Source organism: Microcoleus asticus IPMA8 (genome assembly GCF_013179805.1).
Lineage (GTDB): Bacteria > Cyanobacteriota > Cyanobacteriia > Cyanobacteriales > Microcoleaceae > Microcoleus > Microcoleus asticus.
In genome coordinates this window covers 1-20,848 of record NZ_SRRZ01000131.1, presented here as the reverse complement: position 1 = coordinate 20,848, position 20,848 = coordinate 1, and the positions used below count along the sequence as shown (strand labels likewise).

General features: G+C 43.8%; 18 protein-coding genes and 3 pseudogenes. 10 read left to right on the top strand and 11 right to left on the bottom strand.

Going from position 1 to position 20,848, the window contains the following annotated elements:
- Positions 1-357: 357 nt before the first annotated feature.
- Positions 358-1,653, top strand: coding sequence for an adenylosuccinate lyase (purB, locus tag E5S67_RS26230; protein ID WP_172191537.1), 1,296 nt, complete (start codon positions 358-360; stop codon positions 1,651-1,653).
- 302 nt (positions 1,654-1,955) lie between these two features.
- Positions 1,956-2,681, top strand: a complete 726-nt coding sequence (locus tag E5S67_RS26225) for a M15 family metallopeptidase (RefSeq protein WP_172191535.1) — start codon at positions 1,956-1,958, stop codon at positions 2,679-2,681.
- A gap of 73 nt (positions 2,682-2,754) precedes the next feature.
- Here the strand turns inward: E5S67_RS26225 and E5S67_RS26220 are convergent, their stop codons facing one another.
- On the bottom strand, positions 2,755-3,591 hold the full coding sequence (locus E5S67_RS26220) for an SH3 domain-containing protein (protein WP_172191533.1): 837 nt from the start codon (positions 3,589-3,591) through the stop codon (positions 2,755-2,757).
- Between the two features lie 245 nt (positions 3,592-3,836).
- On the opposite strand from E5S67_RS26220, the gene E5S67_RS26215 reads away from it, so the two are divergent.
- Positions 3,837-5,210, top strand: coding sequence for an NACHT domain-containing protein (locus E5S67_RS26215; protein ID WP_172191531.1), 1,374 nt, complete (start codon positions 3,837-3,839; stop codon positions 5,208-5,210).
- Positions 5,211-5,216: 6 nt separating this feature from the next.
- On the opposite strand, the pseudogene E5S67_RS26210 reads toward E5S67_RS26215, so the two are convergent.
- Positions 5,217-5,494, bottom strand: a pseudogene (locus E5S67_RS26210) (hypothetical protein); the annotation flags it as partial.
- Positions 5,495-6,003: 509 nt separating this feature from the next.
- Between E5S67_RS26210 and E5S67_RS26205 the strand changes: the two are divergent.
- Positions 6,004-7,899 carry an ArnT family glycosyltransferase gene (locus E5S67_RS26205; protein ID WP_172191529.1) on the top strand — a complete coding sequence of 632 codons (1,896 nt, stop codon included), beginning with the start codon at positions 6,004-6,006 and terminating at the stop codon, positions 7,897-7,899.
- A gap of 84 nt (positions 7,900-7,983) precedes the next feature.
- Here the strand turns inward: E5S67_RS26205 and E5S67_RS33680 are convergent.
- Together E5S67_RS33680 and E5S67_RS26200 are read right to left on the bottom strand one after the other, a co-directional pair.
- A pseudogene (locus E5S67_RS33680) lies at positions 7,984-8,261 on the bottom strand (hypothetical protein); the annotation flags it as partial.
- Position 8,262: 1 nt separating this feature from the next.
- Positions 8,263-8,715: a Uma2 family endonuclease gene (locus E5S67_RS26200; protein ID WP_339382728.1), complete on the bottom strand. Its 453-nt coding sequence runs from the start codon at positions 8,713-8,715 to the stop codon at positions 8,263-8,265.
- Positions 8,716-8,909: 194 nt separating this feature from the next.
- Here E5S67_RS26200 and E5S67_RS26195 point away from each other — a divergent pair, with 194 nt between their 5' ends.
- The 4 genes from E5S67_RS26195 (at position 8,910) to E5S67_RS26180 (ending at position 13,058) form a co-directional block, all read left to right on the top strand.
- The gene (locus E5S67_RS26195; protein ID WP_172191527.1) at positions 8,910-9,893 is read left to right on the top strand and encodes an alpha-ketoacid dehydrogenase subunit beta; all 984 of its coding nucleotides are present in this window, start codon (positions 8,910-8,912) and stop codon (positions 9,891-9,893) included.
- A 151-nt stretch (positions 9,894-10,044) separates the two neighbouring features.
- On the top strand, positions 10,045-11,442 hold the full coding sequence (gene secD / locus E5S67_RS26190) for a protein translocase subunit SecD (protein WP_172191525.1): 1,398 nt from the start codon (positions 10,045-10,047) through the stop codon (positions 11,440-11,442).
- A 192-nt stretch (positions 11,443-11,634) separates the two neighbouring features.
- Entirely contained in the window at positions 11,635-12,603 is a 969-nt protein-coding gene (gene secF / locus E5S67_RS26185) for a protein translocase subunit SecF (RefSeq protein WP_172191523.1), read from the top strand.
- A gap of 74 nt (positions 12,604-12,677) precedes the next feature.
- Positions 12,678-13,058: a hypothetical protein gene (locus E5S67_RS26180; RefSeq protein ID WP_172191521.1), complete on the top strand. Its 381-nt coding sequence runs from the start codon at positions 12,678-12,680 to the stop codon at positions 13,056-13,058.
- A 184-nt stretch (positions 13,059-13,242) separates the two neighbouring features.
- Here E5S67_RS26180 and E5S67_RS26175 read toward each other — a convergent pair whose 3' ends face one another.
- From E5S67_RS26175 to E5S67_RS32725, 6 genes are all read right to left on the bottom strand, one after another.
- Positions 13,243-14,724, bottom strand: coding sequence for an ATP-binding protein (locus tag E5S67_RS26175; RefSeq protein ID WP_172191519.1), 1,482 nt, complete (start codon positions 14,722-14,724; stop codon positions 13,243-13,245).
- Positions 14,725-15,309: 585 nt separating this feature from the next.
- Complete coding sequence (locus tag E5S67_RS34885; RefSeq protein ID WP_172191517.1) at positions 15,310-15,399, bottom strand: WD40 repeat domain-containing protein; 90 nt, start codon at positions 15,397-15,399, stop codon at positions 15,310-15,312.
- Complete coding sequence (locus tag E5S67_RS26165) at positions 15,396-15,821, bottom strand: WD40 repeat domain-containing protein (RefSeq protein ID WP_172191515.1); 426 nt, start codon at positions 15,819-15,821, stop codon at positions 15,396-15,398. The genes E5S67_RS34885 and E5S67_RS26165 overlap by 4 nt, the downstream gene beginning before the upstream one ends.
- A gap of 53 nt (positions 15,822-15,874) precedes the next feature.
- Positions 15,875-16,165 carry a WD40 repeat domain-containing protein gene (locus E5S67_RS26155; RefSeq protein WP_172191513.1) on the bottom strand — a complete coding sequence of 97 codons (291 nt, stop codon included), beginning with the start codon at positions 16,163-16,165 and terminating at the stop codon, positions 15,875-15,877.
- Between the two features lie 311 nt (positions 16,166-16,476).
- Positions 16,477-16,662, bottom strand: coding sequence for an AAA-like domain-containing protein (locus tag E5S67_RS32730; RefSeq protein WP_216670725.1), 186 nt, complete (start codon positions 16,660-16,662; stop codon positions 16,477-16,479).
- A 42-nt stretch (positions 16,663-16,704) separates the two neighbouring features.
- Positions 16,705-16,965, bottom strand: coding sequence for a hypothetical protein (locus E5S67_RS32725; RefSeq protein ID WP_216670724.1), 261 nt, complete (start codon positions 16,963-16,965; stop codon positions 16,705-16,707).
- A gap of 798 nt (positions 16,966-17,763) precedes the next feature.
- On the opposite strand from E5S67_RS32725, the gene E5S67_RS26145 reads away from it, so the two are divergent.
- On the top strand, positions 17,764-18,162 hold the full coding sequence (locus tag E5S67_RS26145) for a DUF4342 domain-containing protein (protein ID WP_172191511.1): 399 nt from the start codon (positions 17,764-17,766) through the stop codon (positions 18,160-18,162).
- 471 nt (positions 18,163-18,633) lie between these two features.
- Here the strand turns inward: E5S67_RS26145 and E5S67_RS33675 are convergent.
- Positions 18,634-19,350: pseudogene (locus E5S67_RS33675) on the bottom strand (transposase); the annotation flags it as partial.
- 376 nt (positions 19,351-19,726) lie between these two features.
- Here E5S67_RS33675 and E5S67_RS26140 point away from each other — a divergent pair.
- Complete coding sequence (locus E5S67_RS26140) at positions 19,727-20,563, top strand: hypothetical protein (RefSeq protein WP_172191509.1); 837 nt, start codon at positions 19,727-19,729, stop codon at positions 20,561-20,563.
- Positions 20,564-20,848: the final 285 nt, after the last annotated feature.

Genomic DNA, 20,848 nt, shown 5'->3' with positions numbered 1-20,848 from the left:
TGATTTCCCCAAAATACGTCAATATACTTACACAAAGAAAATCATTTAGGATTGCTCTAGATATAGAAAATCATTTAGGATTGCTATATATAGGTGCGGTCTAAATTAGCCCGCATTCCGAGCTCCTCTTGCGAAATTCCCAACGCTGTCCTGCGTTGCTTTACGAGATGACCTAAAGCACGCAGAATCTTCTGTTTCGATCGACTCATCTGCCAATTTTCAGTGTCTGCGGACGATCGGTCTACGGACGATGTGTCACATATCTCGATCGCCCGATCGCCCCAACTTCCCCATCCCGACTCAAGACGGAGGCCTCGCAGAGGTACAATAGGACGATCGCATTCCCCAACTCCCACCGTGATAGAGCGCTACACTTTGCCCGAAATGGGCAACATCTGGACTGAAACCGCCAAACTGAAAAGCTGGCTGCAAGTAGAAATCGCTGTCTGCGAAGCTCAAGCCGAACTCGGCTACATCCCCGCCGCCGCAGTCGAAGAAATCAAAGCTAAGGCTAATTTTGACCCCAAACGAGTCCTCGAAATAGAAGCCGAAGTCCGCCACGACATGATCGCCTTCTTGACAAATGTCAATGAATATGTAGGCGATGCCGGCCGCTACATTCACCTCGGCTTAACCAGTTCCGACGTGCTCGATACCGCTTTGGCGCTGCAATTAGTCGCCAGCGTCAATATCTTGTTAGAACGTGTCGAAGAATTGAGTCAAGCTATTCGCTATCAGGCTCAACAGCATCGCAATACCGTCATGGTTGGCCGATCGCACGGAATTCACGCCGAACCCATCACCTTTGGCTTTAAACTAGCAGGATGGCTGGCAGAAGTCTTTCGCAGCCGCGCCCGATTAGTGAATTTGCGATCGTCCATTGCAGTCGGCAAAATCTCCGGCGCAGTCGGAACCTATGCTAATATCGATCCGCGAATTGAAGCGATCGCCTGTCAAAACCTCGGACTCGAACCCGATACCGCATCGACTCAAGTCATTTCGCGCGATCGACACGCCGAATACGTCCAAACCTTAGCACTCTTAGCAGCATCGATCGAGCGTTTTGCAGTAGAAATCCGCAACCTGCAACGCACCGACGTTCTCGAAGTCGAAGAATTCTTTGCCAAAGGGCAAAAAGGCTCATCCGCCATGCCCCACAAACGCAACCCGATTCGATCTGAAAGACTCACAGGGATGGCGAGAATTGTTCGCGCCAACGCCGTCGCAGCATTAGAAAATGTGGCGCTTTGGCACGAAAGAGACATCTCTCACAGTTCCGTAGAACGGATGATTTTGCCCGACAGTTCTACAGTAACTCACTTCATGTTAGTAGAAACCACAGACTTAGTAAAACACCTGCTAGTCTATCCCGAAAATATGAAGCGAAACATGAACCTTTACGGCGGAGTCATCTTCAGCCAGCGAGTGATGTTAGCTTTAGTAGAAAAAGGCACCAGTCGCGAAGACGCCTACAAAATTGTGCAATCTTGTGCTCACGAAGCTTGGAACAAACCCGGCGGCAATTTCTACAATTTAATTGCTAAAGACGATCGAGTAACAGCTAAGATGACGACCAAAGAAATTGATGATTGTTTCGATCCGCAGTATCAATTGAGGCACTTAGATTTAGTGTATCAGCGGTTGGGAATTTGAGGACAATTAACAATTAAAAATGACTCAGAGAGAGAGAAGAGAGCGAGCGTTCTCGCGCTTGTCCGACAGTCCGCCGGGGGTTAAAACCCCCGTCTCATAGCTAAAGTCGGTTGAAACCGACTGAAAGACTCACCAGATAAAATTTTTAGAGAAATATTTTAGTCCTCTTCAGAGGACTTTAGCTATGAGACAGGGGTTTCAACCCCTGTCGGTGTGGCGGGCTGGCAGAAAACACGAAAAGCCCGGAAATTACCCAAAATATGAAATGTAAAAACTCTATTAAATATCCACTTAACAGAGCTATGAAATTAAACCGATTTACAAAATATTTAATTGTATTCGCTGTAATATTACTGTCTACAACCACACTGAATTATACAACATCGATTCGCGCCCAGGAGCCGCCACAAGTGCAAATTAGCCAACCAGAATCAAACCCAGTAGTACCTGAAAGTATTTTCATGAGTCAACTTCCCAGTTCGGCGCGACTGGTTGACATCCGCACCGTAAATCCCAACATTCGCCTCGATATCCGATACGCCACTACTAACAATTTCTTGAAACGAAAACTTTACCCTATATCGAAATGCGCCTTGAGAAGTTCTGTTGCTCAAAAGTTAGGGCTAGTTCAAACAGATTTGGAAAAAATCGGATTGGGTTTGAAAGTTTACGATTGCTACAGGCCTTTCTCTGTGACTAAGCAAATGTGGCAAGCTTGGCCCGATCCGCGCTATGTTGCTAATCCTGCTAGGGGTTCGCGGCACAATCGCGGTGCTGCTATTGATTTGACTTTAGTCGATCGCACCGGCAAAGAATTAGAAATGCCAACACCTTACGATGATTTTACCGAAAAAGCTCACGGAGATTATCAAGGCGGCAGCGCGGAATCTCGGAAAAATCGTCAAGTGCTTAAGAATGCGATGAAAAAACACGGATTTATCGGTATCACAACAGAATGGTGGCACTTTGATTCGGAAGATTGGCAGAAATTTGCGATTCTTGATATATCACTTGCGGAGATTCCTTAATTATACTATTTATTAAAAATGGCAGCTTCTGGTAGGACACGGCATTGCCGTGTCCCTACAAATATCAGGAAATTTATCGCAATTTAACCGAAAACTCGTATTCGTATCCCCGGAAATTAGAGTCTAATTGTAATGTGTAATTGCCAGTAACAGGGATTTTTCCAGTCCACTCTGTTTCATTGCCTTGATAAGGATCTCCGGCTAAAAGTTTGCCACCAGGAGTTATAATTTGCGGGAAAACCTCTTTGCGAGTCCTAACAGTCATTGTTTGACCTTTTCTGGCGCGAATCCGGTAAGAGTGGCTGCCGCCGCCGATGATTCGACCTTTGACGATCGCCTCATCTCCTCCCGGTAGAAAATTAATCTGCTGGTTGACGTTAGAACAACTGCTTTTGGTGCGGTTTTTGGCAATCCAACCGGGCGGATCGGTAATTCGCAGCCAACCGTTTTGTTCTTCGGCGACTGAAACAAAGGTATTATTTTTAAGTTTTCCTACTATGTTGCTGCCCCTTACTTGCGGGTTCGATCGCACGTTTAGCGGTGGATTCGGATCGCTGACTACAGCCATAGTGATTTTGCAACCCGAATTTGGCGGTGTGACAACTACTGGCTCAACTTTTCGCGGAGAGACTCCTGCTTGCGAGGATTGAAGTGCTGGAGTTTTGGCTGGTTGAGATTGAGATGGGGGAGATTCTGCGGCTTGGGTTTGTGCTTGCAGAGGTTCTGGTTGCCGAGATTCAGGGTTGTTCGTCTCCCCTGCAATCTGGTTTCTGGTGGATGCCGGGGATTCTGCAAGGGGAGGATTGGATTCTTTCATCGCACCCGACTGTATAGTTGCAGCAGCCACTCCCACCGCTGTTGCCAGTCCTGCTAAGCTTACCGTGATGATTTGAGCTTTCGTAAATGACATAAAAAACCCTCTCTGTATCTATATTGATAATTTTTATTTGGGAGTTGGGGCGATCGCCAGTTAATTTATAGTGGAAATACCTAGTGCGGGCCACAGGGTCAGGATTTTTAGATAAAATTTCAGAGCCATAATTGTCGCAATAATTTGAGTCAATATATACTGGACGCCTATACTGATGGTAATCTTGCTCTGGGTTATTTGCGCGCCAATTTACGAAAGTAAGCGTTCAGCGCGAGGTACATAAAATGTCAAAATTGATTCCTCTGAGATTACAACCGCCCCGCGATCGATTGTTGGAGGAGGTGAAGCAGGAAGTCCAAGCAGGACGATCGCAGTCTTTGCACGCTGCTGTGCTGGCTAACCTCAGCCAAAACTCGCAGCCTCTTGGTGTTAACCGCTGTTGGGATGTGGAAGTGAAAGCGGGCAACCGTCCGAGTTTTCGGCTTTCTCCCAAAGCAAGCGTTGCTAAAGTTTTCGATCGCACCGGCGGCAAATTGGTAATTTTGGGAGCGACGGGTGCAGGCAAAACTACGACGCTGCTAGAATTAGCTCGGGTGTTAGTTTCCCGCGCCCAAAAAGATGCTAGTTGGCCAGTACCAGTGCTGTTTGAACTCGGATCGTGGAAAGCAGAATCCGGGGCGATCGCAGATTGGTTAATCGCTCAACTTCAGTTTAAATACGGCATCTCTCCTGCTGTCGGCAAAAAATGGCTTGCCGAACAAAAATTGCTGCCTCTCCTCGACGGCTTGGACGAAGTAGAAACCCACCGCCAAAATATCTGCATTCAAGCAATCAATCAGTTTGTTGAAAGCGAATTTAAACCCAAACATTTAGTAGCTTGCAGCAGTTTTGAAGCTTACAAAAACTGCGATACTAGATTTCGCCTGCAAGCAGCGGTTTTATTGAAACCTTTAACAGAAACTCAAATTCACAATTATTTACTAGAAGCCAGAAGCCGCGAACTTTGGTACAGCATTGAGCGGGAGCCGGAGTTGTTGAAATTGGCAAAAGTTCCCTTGCTTTTGAGCATGATGGCTCTGGCTTACGACGATATTTTAATTGAAGCTTGGAAGCGCATAACTTCCGCAGAAGAACAGCGCAAATATTTGTTAACTGCTTATATTCGCCACCAAATGACCGGGCAAGTCAAGCAGTATCCCAGAGGTAAGGAACTGCGGCCCGAACAAATTCGCCACTGGCTGGGATGGTTGGCGAGAAGGATGGAACAGCAAGGAATTCAAGAATTTTACCTCGATCGCATACCGTCTAGCTGGCTGCAAACAGGCGAGGAGCAGCGCAAGTATCAGTTTGGAGTTAAGCTGGTTGGCGGGCTGATTTGGGTGATTTTGGGATTAATTGCCACCCTAGTCTCCGGGTCAATTTGGGGGTTGATTGCGGGTGCTGTTGCTGCGGTAATTAGTGCTTTTTTGCCGGGAATTCCGGGGATTGAAAGTTTTATATTGCGCCTCGTGCTGTGGTCGAACGGCTACATTCCTTGGGATTACAGGCGTTTTCTCGATGCTGCGACCGATCGCTTGTTGCTGCAAAAAACGGGCGATCGGCGCTATCGATTTATTCACGATTTATTGCAAAAACATTTTGCTGAAATTAGTCATTAGCGGGACTTAAATAAGTTTCAAGCCCAAACAGAGCATCGAACTAGCTTTATAAGCAGAGAATACGTCCCAATTTTGGTTCAGCCATAACACACAAACCGAAAACATATTGCTGTGCGAAACGCTGAGAGCGCATCAGTAAAGCTGTTTAAAGGTTTATTTGCCCACCTGGGTCTTAATCCTCCAGTTAAGGTATGCCAGAGAATGAAAGTGTAGGCACAAAACACCAAAATTAAAGGCTTCCGAGGACTGCGTTTATCTCTGGCTTGGTATTCTTTTAGTCCTAACAGTCACGAGAGCTTCTCTATAGCACGTCTCAATGAGTTGTGCAACTTAAGAGAATGGTAATATACTAACTAAAACTAAAAATTATATGGTTAGAGGTAAATAGATGTCAATTGATGAAATCTAGGATATAAAAGGAAAGCTCCTGGAGTTACAATAATTTCTTGATAACAATAGATAGGTGATAAAATGGAAGAGAGGATAAGCCGTCAGATTAATCTTGTTAAGAGGAAGTTATCAAGAAATCCAAAAAAAATTAGGAATTTCAATAAATACGAGGCTTTTGCACAAATCATTTAAACGTGCTATCTAACGACTAAGGTTCGCCAAGTTGACTTGGGTATACAACAGCAGAATTGTGCAAAATAAAATTACTATTTTTTTTTCTTGACTAATCCCTAGCATTTATTGTAAAATGAAGTAAATACTTTTTCTAAAGCTATCTGTTAAGCTCATATTTTTTAGCTTAACTTATATCTCTAACGACTAATGACCCATTAAGTATAAAGCGATGAAGTTATTTTTGTGGAAAAAATTACAAAAGTTACTCCACTATTTTTTTTTCTTGTTACTTTGCTATTTTTGCTTCCAACTTGCGGTTTTTGCAGTTACGGCAAATTCAACCCCTCAAGCATTAGTTTCGCAGGAAATTCGATACTCTTTACCAGCCAATTATCATGTTGTCGCTGTGCAAGGAAATATAGCTCAAAGAGATTCCCAAACTACTACCCAAAAATGGCGATCGCGACTTGATAATACTTCTAGTAGAACATTTTTGTTATTATTATCAGGAATTGTTATAATTTTTTATATTTGTTTATTACTTGCGCTTTTAAGGTTCAACACCGAGGATATATCTACTACTCGTAATTCATTGGTAAGCACAATCAATAAAATTGTAAAACATCGGTTTTCAATTAGTTTAGGGCTGTTTATTGTTGCTTGTTATTTTGTATTTTTAATCAATTTAGGTGTAGCACCTGTTCAGATGTGGGATGAATCGCGGCGAGCAGTTAACGCCTTAGAAATGGCTTTTAACGGCAACTTACTTGTCACCTATTTTAACGGAAATCCCGATATGTGGGGGACTAAACCACCCCTATTAATTTGGATGATAGTATTGTCTATGAAAAATTTCGGATATAACGAATTTGCGCTCCGGTTGCCATCAGCATTATCTGCTATGACTACAGCTATTATAATTTTTATATTTGCTACTAAATACTTGAAGGCTCTCAAAATAGGTTTGGTAAGTGGGTTGGTATTAATAACAAGTTCTGGTTTTATGGGTTATCACACAGGAAGAACCGGAGATTATGATGCCATACTTGTGCTTTGGATTACTATTTATTCACTATCATACTTTATTTATTTGCACTCCACTGAACCAAAAAAACAAAATTTTTATTGGTCAATAGCAACGGTTGCAATAATTTTAGCAGTTTTGACAAAAGGCGTAGCGGGTATTCTTCCATTACCGGGTATTCTTCTCTATACTGCTTATCAAAAGAAAATGGGAAAATTGCTATTTTCCTCTCGATTTTATATTTCAGTTATTCTTTTTAGCGGAGTCGTATTAGGCTACTATTTTTTAAGAGAGCATTATAACCCTGGATATATTAGTGCTGTGTTCAATAATGAAGTGGGTGGGAGATATTTAGAAGTTAACGAAAATCACAGTGCTTCATTTTTGTTTTATATAAATAACCTAATAAAAGACAGATTTATTCCTTGGATTTATGTGCTACCTGTTGCTTTGTTGAGCGGTATCTTCAGCCTTAAAAAAAATCTGAAAAACATTGGAATTTTTGGGTTTTTCTACTTAACCTGCCATTTGTTAATAATTTCTTATTCAAAAACTAAGCTTTACTGGTATGATAACCCTCTTTATCCTATAGCTGCCCTAGTTATTGGTGTAGGGATATCTGAAATTTTCAATTCGCTGAACAATTATTTCTCTATTAACGCTTTGAAGCGTCAGTTAATCTTTGCTTTAACTGTAATATCTATTTTCTCTATTCCTTATTTTAATACTACCTATAACTTAGTTTACAAGCAAGAAATACTAAGTTTTGACCAATACAATCCTCTCATAAGGTATAGAGATTACTTTCAAGAGGTTTTCAAGGATATGCCACAACTAAACACTTTTACAGCAGTAAGCAATAACTATAATGCTCACTTAGTTTTTTACTCAAAGTTAGCGAATATTACCACAAAAAAATATTCAATATTATACCTAGTTGAATATGGTCACAAAAATAAGAATCATAAGTTTAGTCCGCCGGAAGTTATTGTAACTTGCGAGGCTGAAATCACACAAAAACTTGCCCGACGCTACCAATTAAAGTTATTACACAGTAAGGATTTTTGCTCTACATTCGTTATTGAAAAAGTTAGAAATTAAGCTAGGAACCCACAATCGCTTTTAATTTTAAATTTGAGTGAGAATACAAGAATGAGATTCGGGCAAATGTGGCGTTAACGGTACTTAAACAAAATTCAAGCCCACACAGAGCATCGAACTAGCTTTACAAGCAGAGAATACGTTCCAATTTTGGTTCAATCATAACACACAAACCGAAAAGATATTGCTGTGCGAAACGCTGAGAGCGCATTAGTAAAGCTGTTTAAAGGTTTATTTGCCCACCTGGGTCTTAATCCTCCAGTTAAGGTATGCTAGAGAATGAAAGTGTAGGAACAAAACACCAAAATTAAATGCCTCCGACGACTGCGTTTATCTCTGATTTGATATTCTGTTAGTCCTAACCTAAAAAACTGTAAGGCTTCTCGCCTTGCTATCTACTATCCAAACCCGCAATACCTTAGCATCTAAATAATCTCTCGCTTTAGCAGCTAACTGAACGAAAGTTGGTTCGGGTGAAATAATTTCTATGACTAATTCTGGGACTACAGGACAGGCTTCATCTTGATTCCAGTCTGGAGATAAGCGTTGGTAAGAAACATATAAAAGGTCTGGTACTGGCACCCAATCTCGCCCCAGTCTGGTTAATCTTACCACCCATTCTACACCTATTTCGCCCCGTTCCTCACCCCACTGTTCGAGGAGTTTTATTAGGCTTCTGGTGAGGCGAGAATGAAATTTTTTAGGTGACATCTTCGGTACTGCCTGCTCGTCAATAAATTCGTAGGTAATATCGCCTTCTCCTTCGGGAAGAGCGAGAAACTCTTCCAGAGTTAGCTCAGTTTTTGTCTGGAGCATAATATTCCTCTGCTGTGGGCAGGCAAGTTAGTATTATTTTAACTTAAATATTCATTGACATAATACAAATGTTATGATAAAGATTGGCAAAATGTCAGGTTTTAACTGCCAAATTTGCGATCGACTCCTAGATCGACACCCCCAAAAGGTTAAGATTCTAATCTGACCCTCCTGCAATCATTGCTTAACCTCCTATGGCAGAAACCTTATTGTTCAACGCCCTCCGCGAGGCGTTAGACGAAGAAATGGCCCGCGACTCCGCCGTATTCGTACTCGGCGAAGACGTAGGTCAATACGGCGGTTCCTATAAAGTCACCAAAGACCTCTACAACAAATACGGCGAACTTAGAGTGCTAGACACCCCGATCGCCGAAAATAGCTTTACAGGCATGGCAGTAGGCGCAGCAATGACGGGACTGCGGCCGATTATCGAAGGCATGAACATGGGCTTTTTGCTGCTGGCCTTCAACCAAATTTCCAACAACGCCGGAATGCTTCGCTACACATCCGGCGGCAACTTCAAAATGCCAATGGTAATTCGCGGGCCCGGCGGCGTGGGCCGGCAACTCGGCGCGGAACACTCCCAGCGCCTAGAAGCATATTTCCAAGCTGTACCGGGTTTGAAAATAGTTGCCTGTTCGACTCCCTACAACGCCAAAGGACTTTTAAAATCAGCCATCCGCGACGATAACCCGGTTCTGTTTTTCGAGCACGTCCTTCTTTACAACCTCAAAGAAAATTTGCCAGAAACAGAATATTTAGTGCCGCTGGACAAAGCAGAAATTGTGCGATCGGGCAAAGATGTCACCATCCTGACATATTCCAGGATGCGGCACCACGTCTTGCAAGCTGTGCCCGCACTGCTAAAAGAAGGTTACGATCCAGAAGTAATTGACCTAATTTCTCTCAAACCCCTAGACATGGAGACAATTGGCGAATCTATTCGCAAAACTCACAAAGTAATTATTGTAGAGGAGTGCATGAAAACAGGAGGCATAGGTGCCGAACTAATTGCTTCGATTAGCGATCGATTTTTTGACGAACTCGACGCACCAGTTTTGCGCCTGTCTTCACAAGATATTCCCACACCTTACAACGGCAATTTGGAAAGACTGACAATTGTCCAGCCCACTCAAATTGTCGAAGCAGTCCAAAAAATGGTAGCTTTGCGAGTATAAATAGTGATTAGTCAGTAGTCATTGGTTGACTGTTGACTGTTGACTGATGACTGTTGACGGATGACTGATGACCGATGACTGTTGACTAAAATCTGCCAACCGCCAACTGCCAACTGACAACTGCCAACTGACCAATGACTAATAATTAAATATGCAAAAACAACGTTCCATATTAGCCCTAATTTTTGTTTTAATCATCGCCGCCATTACTGTAATAGTAACAATTCCGACGCGGCTGGGATTAGACTTGCAAGGAGGGTCGCAACTCACAATTCAAGTAAAAACTACCCCCACAATTCCCAAAATTGACCAGGGAATGTTAGAAGCAGTGCGGCGGATTGTCGAAAACCGCGTCAACGGTTTGGGCGTTTCCGAAGCATTAGTCCAAACAGTAGGAGAAGACCAAATTCTCGTGCAGTTGCCCGGAGTCAATGACCCGCAGCAAGCAGAACGAGTTTTGGGAGGCACGGCCAAGCTAGAATTTAAGGAACAACTGCCCGGGACAGAAACACAATTAGCCATTGAGAGGCAGTTGCAGCAGGAATTGCTGCTCAAACAAACAGAATTAAAAACTAGCAAAAATGAGGCAGCCACTCAAGAAAATCAGGCTGCTTTGAAAAGAAGCAATGAGGCGATCGCCAAACTCTTCAAAAGCAGCGGACTCGGTGGCGAAAACCTCAAAGACGCTCAACCTCAACCCTTGTCGGCTGGGAACAACTGGAACGTTGCTCTTGTTTTCGATACCCCAGGAGGCGAACTCTTTGCCCAACTCACTAAAAATTTAGCAGGCACCGGACGCAGTATCGGTATTTTCCTAGACGAAAGAATGATCAGTTCTCCCGTCGTCGGTGTTGAATTTGCCCAAACAGGAATTACTGGTGGGAGTGCCGTAATTCAAGGCAACTTTACCACGCAAGAAGCCAACGATTTAGCAGTGCAATTGCGGGGTGGCGCTTTGCCTGTGCCGGTCGAAATTGTAGAAAACCGTACTGTCGGCGCTAGCTTGGGTAGAGACAGCATTCAAAGCAGTATTAACGCAGGTATCGGCGGCTTGATTTTAGTCTTGATTTTCATGGTTGCCTACTATCGACTCCCCGGCGTAATTGCCAATATTTCTCTGTTAATTTATGCTCTGTTAACTTGGGCAGCTTTCGTGCTTTTGGGAGTGACATTAACCCTGCCGGGAATTGCGGGTTTTGTGCTCAGCATCGGGATGGCCGTGGATGCTAACGTGCTGATTTTTGAGCGCACGCGGGAAGAGTTGCGGGCGGGAAAAACGCTTTATAGATCGGTCGAATCTGGTTTTTACCGCGCTTTTTCCAGCATTTTAGACGGCAACGTCACAACAGTTATTGCTTGTGCTGCTTTGTTCTGGTTGGGCGCTGGTTTAGTTAAAGGGTTTGCTGTAACTCTGGCATTGGGCGTAGTAGTGAGTATGTTTACTGCTATTACTTGCAGCCGCACTCTACTTTTGGTAGTGTTGGGCTTTCCGGCCCTGCGAAAACCTCAGTGGTTCTGTCCAGATTTATCGAAAACTGCTAATAGTTAACAGTTGAATGTTGACTGTTGACTGTTAACTGTTGACAGACTAGGTAAGGTGCGCCGTAGGTAAGGTTCGCAATGCGCACCCTACCTACATTGAGAAATATTTCTTTCTTCTTCCCTCTTCCTTCTTCCTTCTTCCTTCTTCCTTCTTCCTTCTTCCTTCTTCCTTCTTCCTTCTTCCCTCTTCCTTCAAATTATGAAATTCAGTGTTATCAAACAGCGATCGATCTGGTGGAGTATTTCCGCCGCTATAATCCTCGCAGGTATAGTGTCGATGGCGATTTCTTGGACTCGTCCCGACATTCGCGCACCCCTGCGCCCCAGTTTAGATTTTATTGGTGGCACTCGGCTGCAATTTGAACTCGACTGCACGAAACCGGAAAATTGTAAACCCATCGATCTTGCTGCTGTCCGCGAAGTCCTGGACGCCCAAGGTTTAGGTGGCAGCAGCATTCAAGTTATAGGCCAAGAACAGCGCGGTTTGTCGCTGCGAACGAAAACTTTGGATGTCGAACAGCGGACTAATTTACAAACAGCTTTGAGCGAAAAGATAGGCGCTTTTGCTCCTCAATCTACTCAAATTGATACGGTTGGGCCTACCCTCGGTAAACAATTATTTACTTCGGGATTGTTGGCTTTATTTCTTTCCTTTGCTGGCATTACTATTTATCTGACATTCCGGTTTCAGTTGGATTATGCCTTTTTTGCTTTCGTTGCTCTATTCCACGACGTGTTGGTTACTCTTGGTGTTTTCTCGTTTTTGGGTTTAGTTCAAGGAGTGGAAGTTGACAGTTTATTTGTGGTTGCGCTCTTGACAATTATCGGTTTTTCTGTTAACGATACAGTAGTAATTTACGATCGCGTGCGAGAAGTAATTAAGCTAAATCCGGGACAGTCGATCGATCAAATTGTCGATGATGCTGTCATGCAGACGCTGGGAAGGTCAATTAACACGACGATGACAACGCTGCTGACATTGTTTTCAATCTTTTTGTTTGGCGGCGAAACCCTCAAATACTTTGCTTTAGCTTTGATTGTCGGTTTTATTGCTGGTGCGTATTCGAGTATTTTCATTGCCAGCACGCTGCTAGCTTGGTGGCGCAGTCGCACTGGCAACTCTATCCCCGTCCCCGCAGAAGGAATCAGCCAGTCAGAGGAAGTTTAGGTGACTGTTAACTGTTAACTGTTGACTGTTGGCCGTGGACTGACTCATAACTAATGACTAATGACTCATAACTAATGACTAATGAAAGCGACGCAAATTTTCAAATTGAAGTCCAAAGGCTTCACAAACTAACAGTTTATGGCCGCTGGTTAACTGTGATATTGCTCTGGATTAGCGTCGGTTCTTTGAGCATTTGGGGTTTGCGCCGCGAAATCGCTTTGTGGTTAGAACACTTCACTTGGGCGGCGGTGCGCTACGGTTTATCTTTTCACCGCTGGCCGACTCTCGGTTTGGGTTTGTGCTTGGGAATGACTTTAGCTGTGCTAACTTGGCAAAGTCGCAATATGGTGCGAGGATTGCCCCAGCGGGAAAAACAGGGTTTGGAACAACAAGTGCGCCGCATTCGCCAGCGGGGGCCGAGTCATCCTTTGTGGAAGTGGGTTTGCAAAGGTTAGCAGTAGCCGACAGGCTTTATTCTCCAGTCGTGGACGCACTCCAACCTAAGAAACCGGGTTTTTTCCGAATCTACGGGCTGCAGCAAATATGAGGGTGAAAAACCCGGTTTCTGGCCACCGCTGCGTAGCTCGTTATTCTTTTAAATTCCGTACATTGCTCGTTGCTGAACTTCCTTCTGCTGTATCACGCAAAGCGAGGCAAAATCTGTGCTGAGGGAGACTGTTGAAGTGGAATCTCGATCGCAAATTCTGCTCCTTTTCCCGGTTCCGAAAAGCACTTCAATTCGCCGCCGTGTTGGTTGACAACAATTTCATAGCTAATCGAGAGTCCCAAACCTGTTCCTTGGCCGACTGGCTTAGTAGTAAAGAAAGGGTCAAACAACCGCTTCCGAACATTTTCTGTCATCCCCGGGCCGTTGTCAGAAATTTTAATTATTACCTTTTTTTTCTCAATTAACTCCGTGCGAACCCGAATCGCAGGAATCAGGCGGGTAGAGTTAGAAAGTGATGATTGACTATTTGTACAAGACTGCTCTTGCTCGCCTAGGGACTTGTTCTGGCTGTTTTTATCGACATTTTCATGTTTGTTCGACTCAACAAGAGCGTAAATGGCATTAACTAAAATATTCATAAATACCTGATTGAGCTGTCCGGGATAGCAATGCACCAGCGGCAAGTCGCTGTATTCTTTGTGAATTGCGATCGCTTCCAGCCCGGGTTTCCCTTTAAGCTGACTCTGCAACAGCATAATCGTGTTGTTGATACCGTCGTGAATGTTGACCTGCTTCATTTCAGCTTCGTCTAATCTGCAAAAATTCCGAAGTGACAAAACGATGTCGCGCACTCTTTCTGCACCTTGCTGCATAGAATTTAAGACTTTCGGCAAGTCTTCAACTAAATAATCGAGTTCAATTTTTTCTGCTTCCGCTGCAATTTCCGGTATGAATTCGGGACAGTGCTGCCGATAGATGTCGAGCATCCGCATTAAACCTTCCGTATACTCTTTAGCGTGGTGCAAATTGCTGTAGATAAAGCCGATCGGGTTGTTGATTTCGTGAGCTACTCCTGCTACTAACTGCCCCAAAGAAGACATTTTTTCTGTTTGAATTAGTTGAGTTTGAGTGCGCTGAAGTTCCAGCAGGGCAAGTTCGAGCTGTTGGGCTTGATGTCTCAGTTGCGCTTGCGACTCGCGCATCGCCACTGTTGACAACTCGTGAATTTGCAACTGAGACAGCAGCAGTTGGTGTACGTCTAAAAGTTTGTAAGTTTCGGGTTCTACCTGTACTACAATTGGTTCGTGGATTAGTTCGGGCGATCGCTCCAAAGACTGCCGCACTGCCGTCATAATTGAGGTTTCGCGATCGAGAACCAACATATCAGTTTTAGTAAAGCGGTAGAGTATGAACAAAGGCTGTTGAGAAAATAACTCCAAGCTGTAGGGGCGGCTCATGTGTTCAAAAAAACGCCGCCGCGAAATCATCCCTGTAAACTTTCCTTGCTTAGTGATGATGATGCCGGGAACTAAAGGGTTTGCTTGAAAAATTTTAGCAACTTCGTTCCCCGGACACTCAGACTCTAGGAGAAAGTCGTAGAGGGTTAATTCCTGTAGAGTCGATCGCAAACCAAGCGGCGATTTCAGGGGACTCAACCCGTCATTTTCATACACTGCTCCCTCCTTTGGTAATTGGCAGTAGCGGTTGGATGCTAGTATTATTGCGTACTATTTGGACTGCATTTTCGACTCTTTTTATAGCTGAAAAATCAACTCTACTCTGCTCGCTCGAATCGAGTTAATTCAGCAGGAGTTTTTTGCCTTAAATAGTGCTGGTGTCACCCGAAATAAGCTTGCAGGTTAGATTAATTTAACAGCAGACACCCCTTTGAAACCTGACTGTGTAGTAAATTTTATCTCTCCAAGATTCTACTAATCCGAATATAGCAGTCATAACTATTTTTAATGTTTGATGACATCAATTTGCTTCAGATTGAGAGACATCTGCGGCCTGTGGCAGTACATTTGGTATCACCCCTTGCGTAAAATTATATTACAATAAAACAAGACTAGCGACAAATTGGCAGCCGATCGCCCACTTTTATAATTCAGCCAAAATCGGTTTCGGGCAACGGCCAATAAATCTCAATTGTCAGTTTTTTCGCACAAATGCCGATCGCTCTGAGCCCGAAGATTGTATTGTAGGTAGTCTTCCAGCCAGGGACACCCGATTCCGAGCAATTTGTCAAGTTCGGCAGCTTATACTTTAGCAGCATCGAGAGTCCAAAGCTTCACCGACGAATCTTTCCCGGCAGATGCTAACGTTGTGCGATCGGGACTAAAACTCACACTCCACACATCGGCTTGATGTGCCCTAAAGTTTGCAGCAAAGTGCCATCAGGGCGCCAAAGTCTCACCTTACCGTCCATACTGTCGCCTGCGAGCATCTTGCTATCGGCGCTCCAACTGAGACTACCCAAACCTGCTGTAGAATCGTCTAGAGTTTTGAGCAACTTGCCGCGGGTGTTCCAAAGTTTCACCTTCCAATCGTGACTCGCAGAGGCAATCATCTCGCCGTCTGGCGAGAAATTGCAGCCCCACACTTCATCTCCGTGTCCTAAAAGAGTTTTCTCAAGTCGAAACTGTTTTTCTCCGCTGCCTTTCCCAAGTTTGACAGTTCGATCCTGACTGCTGGAAGCCAACATATTCCCGTCGGGACTGAACCTGACTGATGTAACTGGTCTAGTATTTGCTTTTAAAGTTTGCAGCAAAACGTCGCCTGCACTCCAAATCTTAATAGTTTTATCATAACTGGCAGTAGCAATTAGTTGGAAGTTGGGATCAAACTCGCGCTCAAAACTAAATCTAGGTGTCCTTTCAAAATTTGCAGCAAAGTTTCGTCGCGGCGCAAAATTCTCGCAGTATTGTCAAAACTTGTAGAAGCAATTAACTGACTATCTAGACTGAAAACAACCTCAGTAATTGAATTGCTGTGTCCTGGCAAACTCAAAATCAGCTTGCCGTTTGACTGAACAACTTTAACAGTAAAGTTGTCACCCGCACTCACAATTAACTTGCCATCGCGGCTTAAATTAGCCGTGTGTCCGTTAGCCAAACGATTGCGCTATCGGACTAGATTTACCGTGCGGAAATTGTAGCAAGATTGACAAATCTTGTGAGTGAGAAATGGCTGTCCTCCCGTCCAAGCTAATATGTGTTTGAGAATGTCTAGGGAATTTTTTATTTTTTAGCCCATCCTTGAGCTAAAAGTATGGCTTCTGCCAAATCAAATCCTTTGAACTAAATGGCGCGCCCTATATAAAACGGAGTTCGGGTTTTGTCAGGGATTAAATTTTGAGGAGTAGCGACTCCAAATAAGGCAAAAGTTAGGCGATTATATTCGGGATTTTCGGCGCGTTTGTTGTATCAGCCGCGCAACATTGCAAAAAAGTCGTCGCTGGAGAAGTTGAGGGAGAGAATGGTGTCAATTTCATCGATAAAAATAACGATATTGCGATCGCTCGAAGGAAGCAATACCTGTTCGATAAATTCATTTAATCTGACGACTGGCGGCAAGTGTTCTCGATCGCGCCACCAAGTCCTGAGATTCATTTTAATTTTAAGGCTGTTGGCGAGAGTGGCTGTAAAGCCGGCCTACCAATGCACGGGAGTTATTTGGGCAGTGCCAATTCCTGTGATGTCAACAATCCCGCAGGCGGTGTTTTCTGCTTGCAAGCGGCGCGCTATTTGCACCTGCAGGCTCGATTTCCCCATTTGCCGCCCGGTGAGCACGTAGCACAATTCGCCTGCTTTTAACGAGTCGTAAAGTTCGCGATCGGCTGATCTGGTGACGTAGGTAGGAGCATTCGCCGGTAAACTGACGCCAACTTGATATTCAAATTCTGTTGCTGGCAAATCGCACAGGAAGAATAAAGGAGAAGGAGAAGGAAATAATTCTATTTTACCTGAGATATTGCACTATTTTCAATAAGCATTTTACCGGCGGGCTAGAAGAGCAAGGGCCACAAGAAAATTTACTCTTTGTGGAACGGGCCAAAGAGCCCGTTCAGCGACAATAGTGCAATCTATGAGTTTTAGCCAACTTTTCTCCAACCTCCATTTCAATTTGAGAAAGTTGCTTTGGTTGCGATAATATTTCGATCGTTATTACTTCTCCTTCTCCTTGATTTTAGGCAATTCTCATTAGAAACTCTAAGATGTTGATTTGAGGAACCTTGGGGGGTCTGATTTTTTTGGGCGATCGCACTGAGCTAAATTGAACTGATATTTGAGGAAAGTAAGCGACGGTTTCCATGTGCGAGTTGCCCAGCTAGATGTGCTAACCATATAAACGGCCCGACGATCGTACTTTCAGTACAATGTCAGTATTTCAACCTGCACACCAGTTGAGTCTGACTCTGTGAGAGTGTGAATGTCCCTCTTATCCTTTGGCTGTATGGATTGGAGGTTTTTGAAGGGTGAGGCGGTGTCAGGCCCAGAGGCAGACAGTTAACCAAGCGGCACAAGGAAAGTCGGCAGCTAACGCCCGCGCAGGAAGGATTTTAGGCTCTCGCCACCAAAGATCAAGAGAGAAAAGCACGACAGCACCAGCAGCAATATCACCCAAAAGAATGATTGATCGACAAAAAGTTGCGTGTTATAATTCTCAATAATTCTATACAAAAATACTTTTACCTAAAAGGAGAACAAAAAATGGAGACACCTACAGATCGCCTACAAGAACCGGTCGGGACAAGAGAACTCGAATCAATACCTGTATCTGAAAAAGTTTCTGCCGACAAAGTTACTCAGGTTAATTTTGAAACGACTCCTTTAGAAACCCCTGCTTATACTCAGGAAAAAGTTAGCGTCGAGGAGTTGAAGATTAACGGCAACGAGTTGGTTGCTAAAGTTAAAGAACTGATTCACGAAGGCAATATCCGCCGCATCATTATCAAAAATGAAGAAGGACGGATATTGGTAGAAGTTCCACTGACGGTGGGAGTAGTCGGCGGAGTCATCGGTGCGGCTTTGTTTCCAGTCATTGCAGCAATAGGAGCCATAGGTGCATTAGTCGCTCACATGACTATCATCATTGAAAGAACAGAGTAAAAAGAATTCAGTTGTTTAGTAATGCTGATGTCCGGTTAATTTCCGGTAATAAGGCTTGTTTGTAGTGAGTACGATTGTTCTCTCTTTATGGATGAGAAAAAACTTGCCTTTATTACTACGATTAACCTAATTGTGGTTATCTAACCGGACTTAAACAAATTTCAAGCCCAAACACAGCATCGAACTGGCTTTAGAAGCAGAGAATACGTCCCAATTTTCGTTGACTCACTTCACAAACGTAAAAGATATCGCTGTTCTCAACACTTCGAGCGCCTCTGTAAAGGTTTTTAACGGGACTTAGACCAAAAATGAGGCAAAAATGGCTTCAAACCTAGATAGAGACTTTTAGCTCGACTGGGCATAAATCTCGTATTTACAAGGGTTTGAGGCATTTTTAGGTCATGGACATCTTTCCCTTGCGATTGAGAGGTCTTCAGCCCCTTTAGGAGCTTTAAAATGTCTAAGTCCCATTAAAGGTTTATTTGCCCACCTACGTCTTAATCCTCCGCTTAAGGTATACCAGATAATGAAAGTGTAGGCAAAAACACCAAAATTAAATGCCTCATTAAACTGCGTTTATCTCTGACTTGATATTCTTTGAGTCCTCACCATTCTCAGAGCTTCACGATAGAAAACTTCGACCCCATTTCTTTGTAAATAAGTCTTTGCTATCCACTCCCCTGTTACCGTTGAAAAGTCAACATTAGTCATCAAATAATCAATTTCACTGGCTTCATCGAAAGTAGCTGCATTCATGACGCTCGCTATTACTTTCTTGTTTGTGTAGTTTGATAACTCGATTTATATTCTGGCTAACCACACCGTAATCGGTTTGTTTACTTGTACCTAAAATTAGTGAAAGCTTTTTGGGGCAAGGCTTTTGCTAACTCGTCTCCTGGAATATCCTATTTTTCATCTGCTCCTTTTTGAATTATTACTTTTCGATTTTTGGCGATTCGTCCTATGTATTTTAATTTCCTTTTCTCTAATTTTTGTAAAAAATTTGTATTATTGCCCTACCCAGCATCAATTAGCACTATCGAGGTTTTTTCGCTCCCGAGATCCCAATAATCCGCCTAAATAGTTTTTCAACTCTCGTTTTTGGGCTTGATGACCAAAGATATCGTCAAATCTTTGACACCATTTATCAAAGCAGGGGGGCATTGCGGCGGGGGTTGTGTCTTTCATTGCTCATTTTTTAGATTTATACGTTTGCAGAGCAGGCATTATAACTCATTTAGCCCGTATTTTTTGTTTAAGTCCCGCGAATTCTATTCCTTTGGGGAACTTGGACAATCACTCTAAGGGTAGAGCCTGGTTAATGCGTTGGGGAGTTAAATTGGATACAAATGAAGGAAAAACCAAAAGTTCTCTAAACTCCTAAGCAGAAAGCTGTTAAGCATTTAAACTCGGTATGACCAAAACGCCAAATGCTTACACCTGAATCTTAACAGTGAGTGAATCGAAAGAACTGATTTCAATGCTGAACCGCTTAGCTCAAGTTTTCAAACTGAAGCATCTCCTACAGACTAATATTTTTTGAATAGTTGTGACGAAGATAATTATGAAACCTAACGAAGAAAATAGCTCTAGCCGTGAAATTCATCAAGAAGTTCACACAGATGCAAGTAACGGTCACGTCAGTACAACGCGAACTACTACAAGTGTTCCGAGTACAGCGGCGAAGGCTTCTAAAGAAGCAGCTCATCACCAAGGTTACGTACAGGGTGAAATGGCGGAAAACCACCGCCAAGTTGGAGTCCAAGAAGTCCGCGATAATCAGAATGCTGGTCGCGGGTTACTGTTAGGGATTCTTCTTGCTTCTTTGACCGGCTTAGTTCTGGGCAGTATATATTACTTTAATCGGGGTGAGGAGGCTCCTACTCCTACTGCTGCTCCTGTGATTGTTGTACCGAAATCGAATCAGCCTTCAGCAACACCTGCTCCGACTCGGACTATAGAGAGAGAAAAAACGATCATTGAAAAGATTGTTCCGGTTCAACCATCTCCAGTTCAAAAGGCTACGCCTGCTCCTCAACCAAGTGCAGCTCAAAAGGCTACTCCGGCTCCTCAACAAAGTCCGGCTCCCAATATCAATATTACAATTCCAAATTCACAGCAGCAAGATGCACCCGCTCAGCAAGCAGCGCCGTCTCCATCTTCGCCGTCAAATAATACCAATACTACGGTTCCGAATTCGGAGAACGAGCCAGCTACCACTCCGCCAACTCCAGCACCTGAGAGTTCAGCTACTCCATCTCCAACTCCAGATGATGGCGCTTCTGGAGCAGGTACCAGCGGCGAAACTAATACGCAAAGCCAGACTGATTCTAATCCTACGGGTACGGCTGTACCTGATAGCAACCCCGGCGCAGAGGGTGCACCTGGTTCACAGCCATAGAAGTTGGATGTCTAATTAGTCCGCCTGGGGTTCAAACCCCAGACTCATAGCTAAAGTCCTTTAAAGAGGGCTTTTTTTTATGGTTTAAATGAATATTTTTTCAATCATAGGCGATCGGGCATCTTGCGTTGTATTTTTCGGGCGGGCGGGCGGGACACCCCACAAGAATTTCATCCAACTTGACTGTAAAATTTCTGGGGGGGTGACAAAGAGGTTTAGGAGATAGACGCAATCAGGGTTGCAGCCCGTATACCCTGTTGATAAAAGCGACGTTTATTTCGAGTT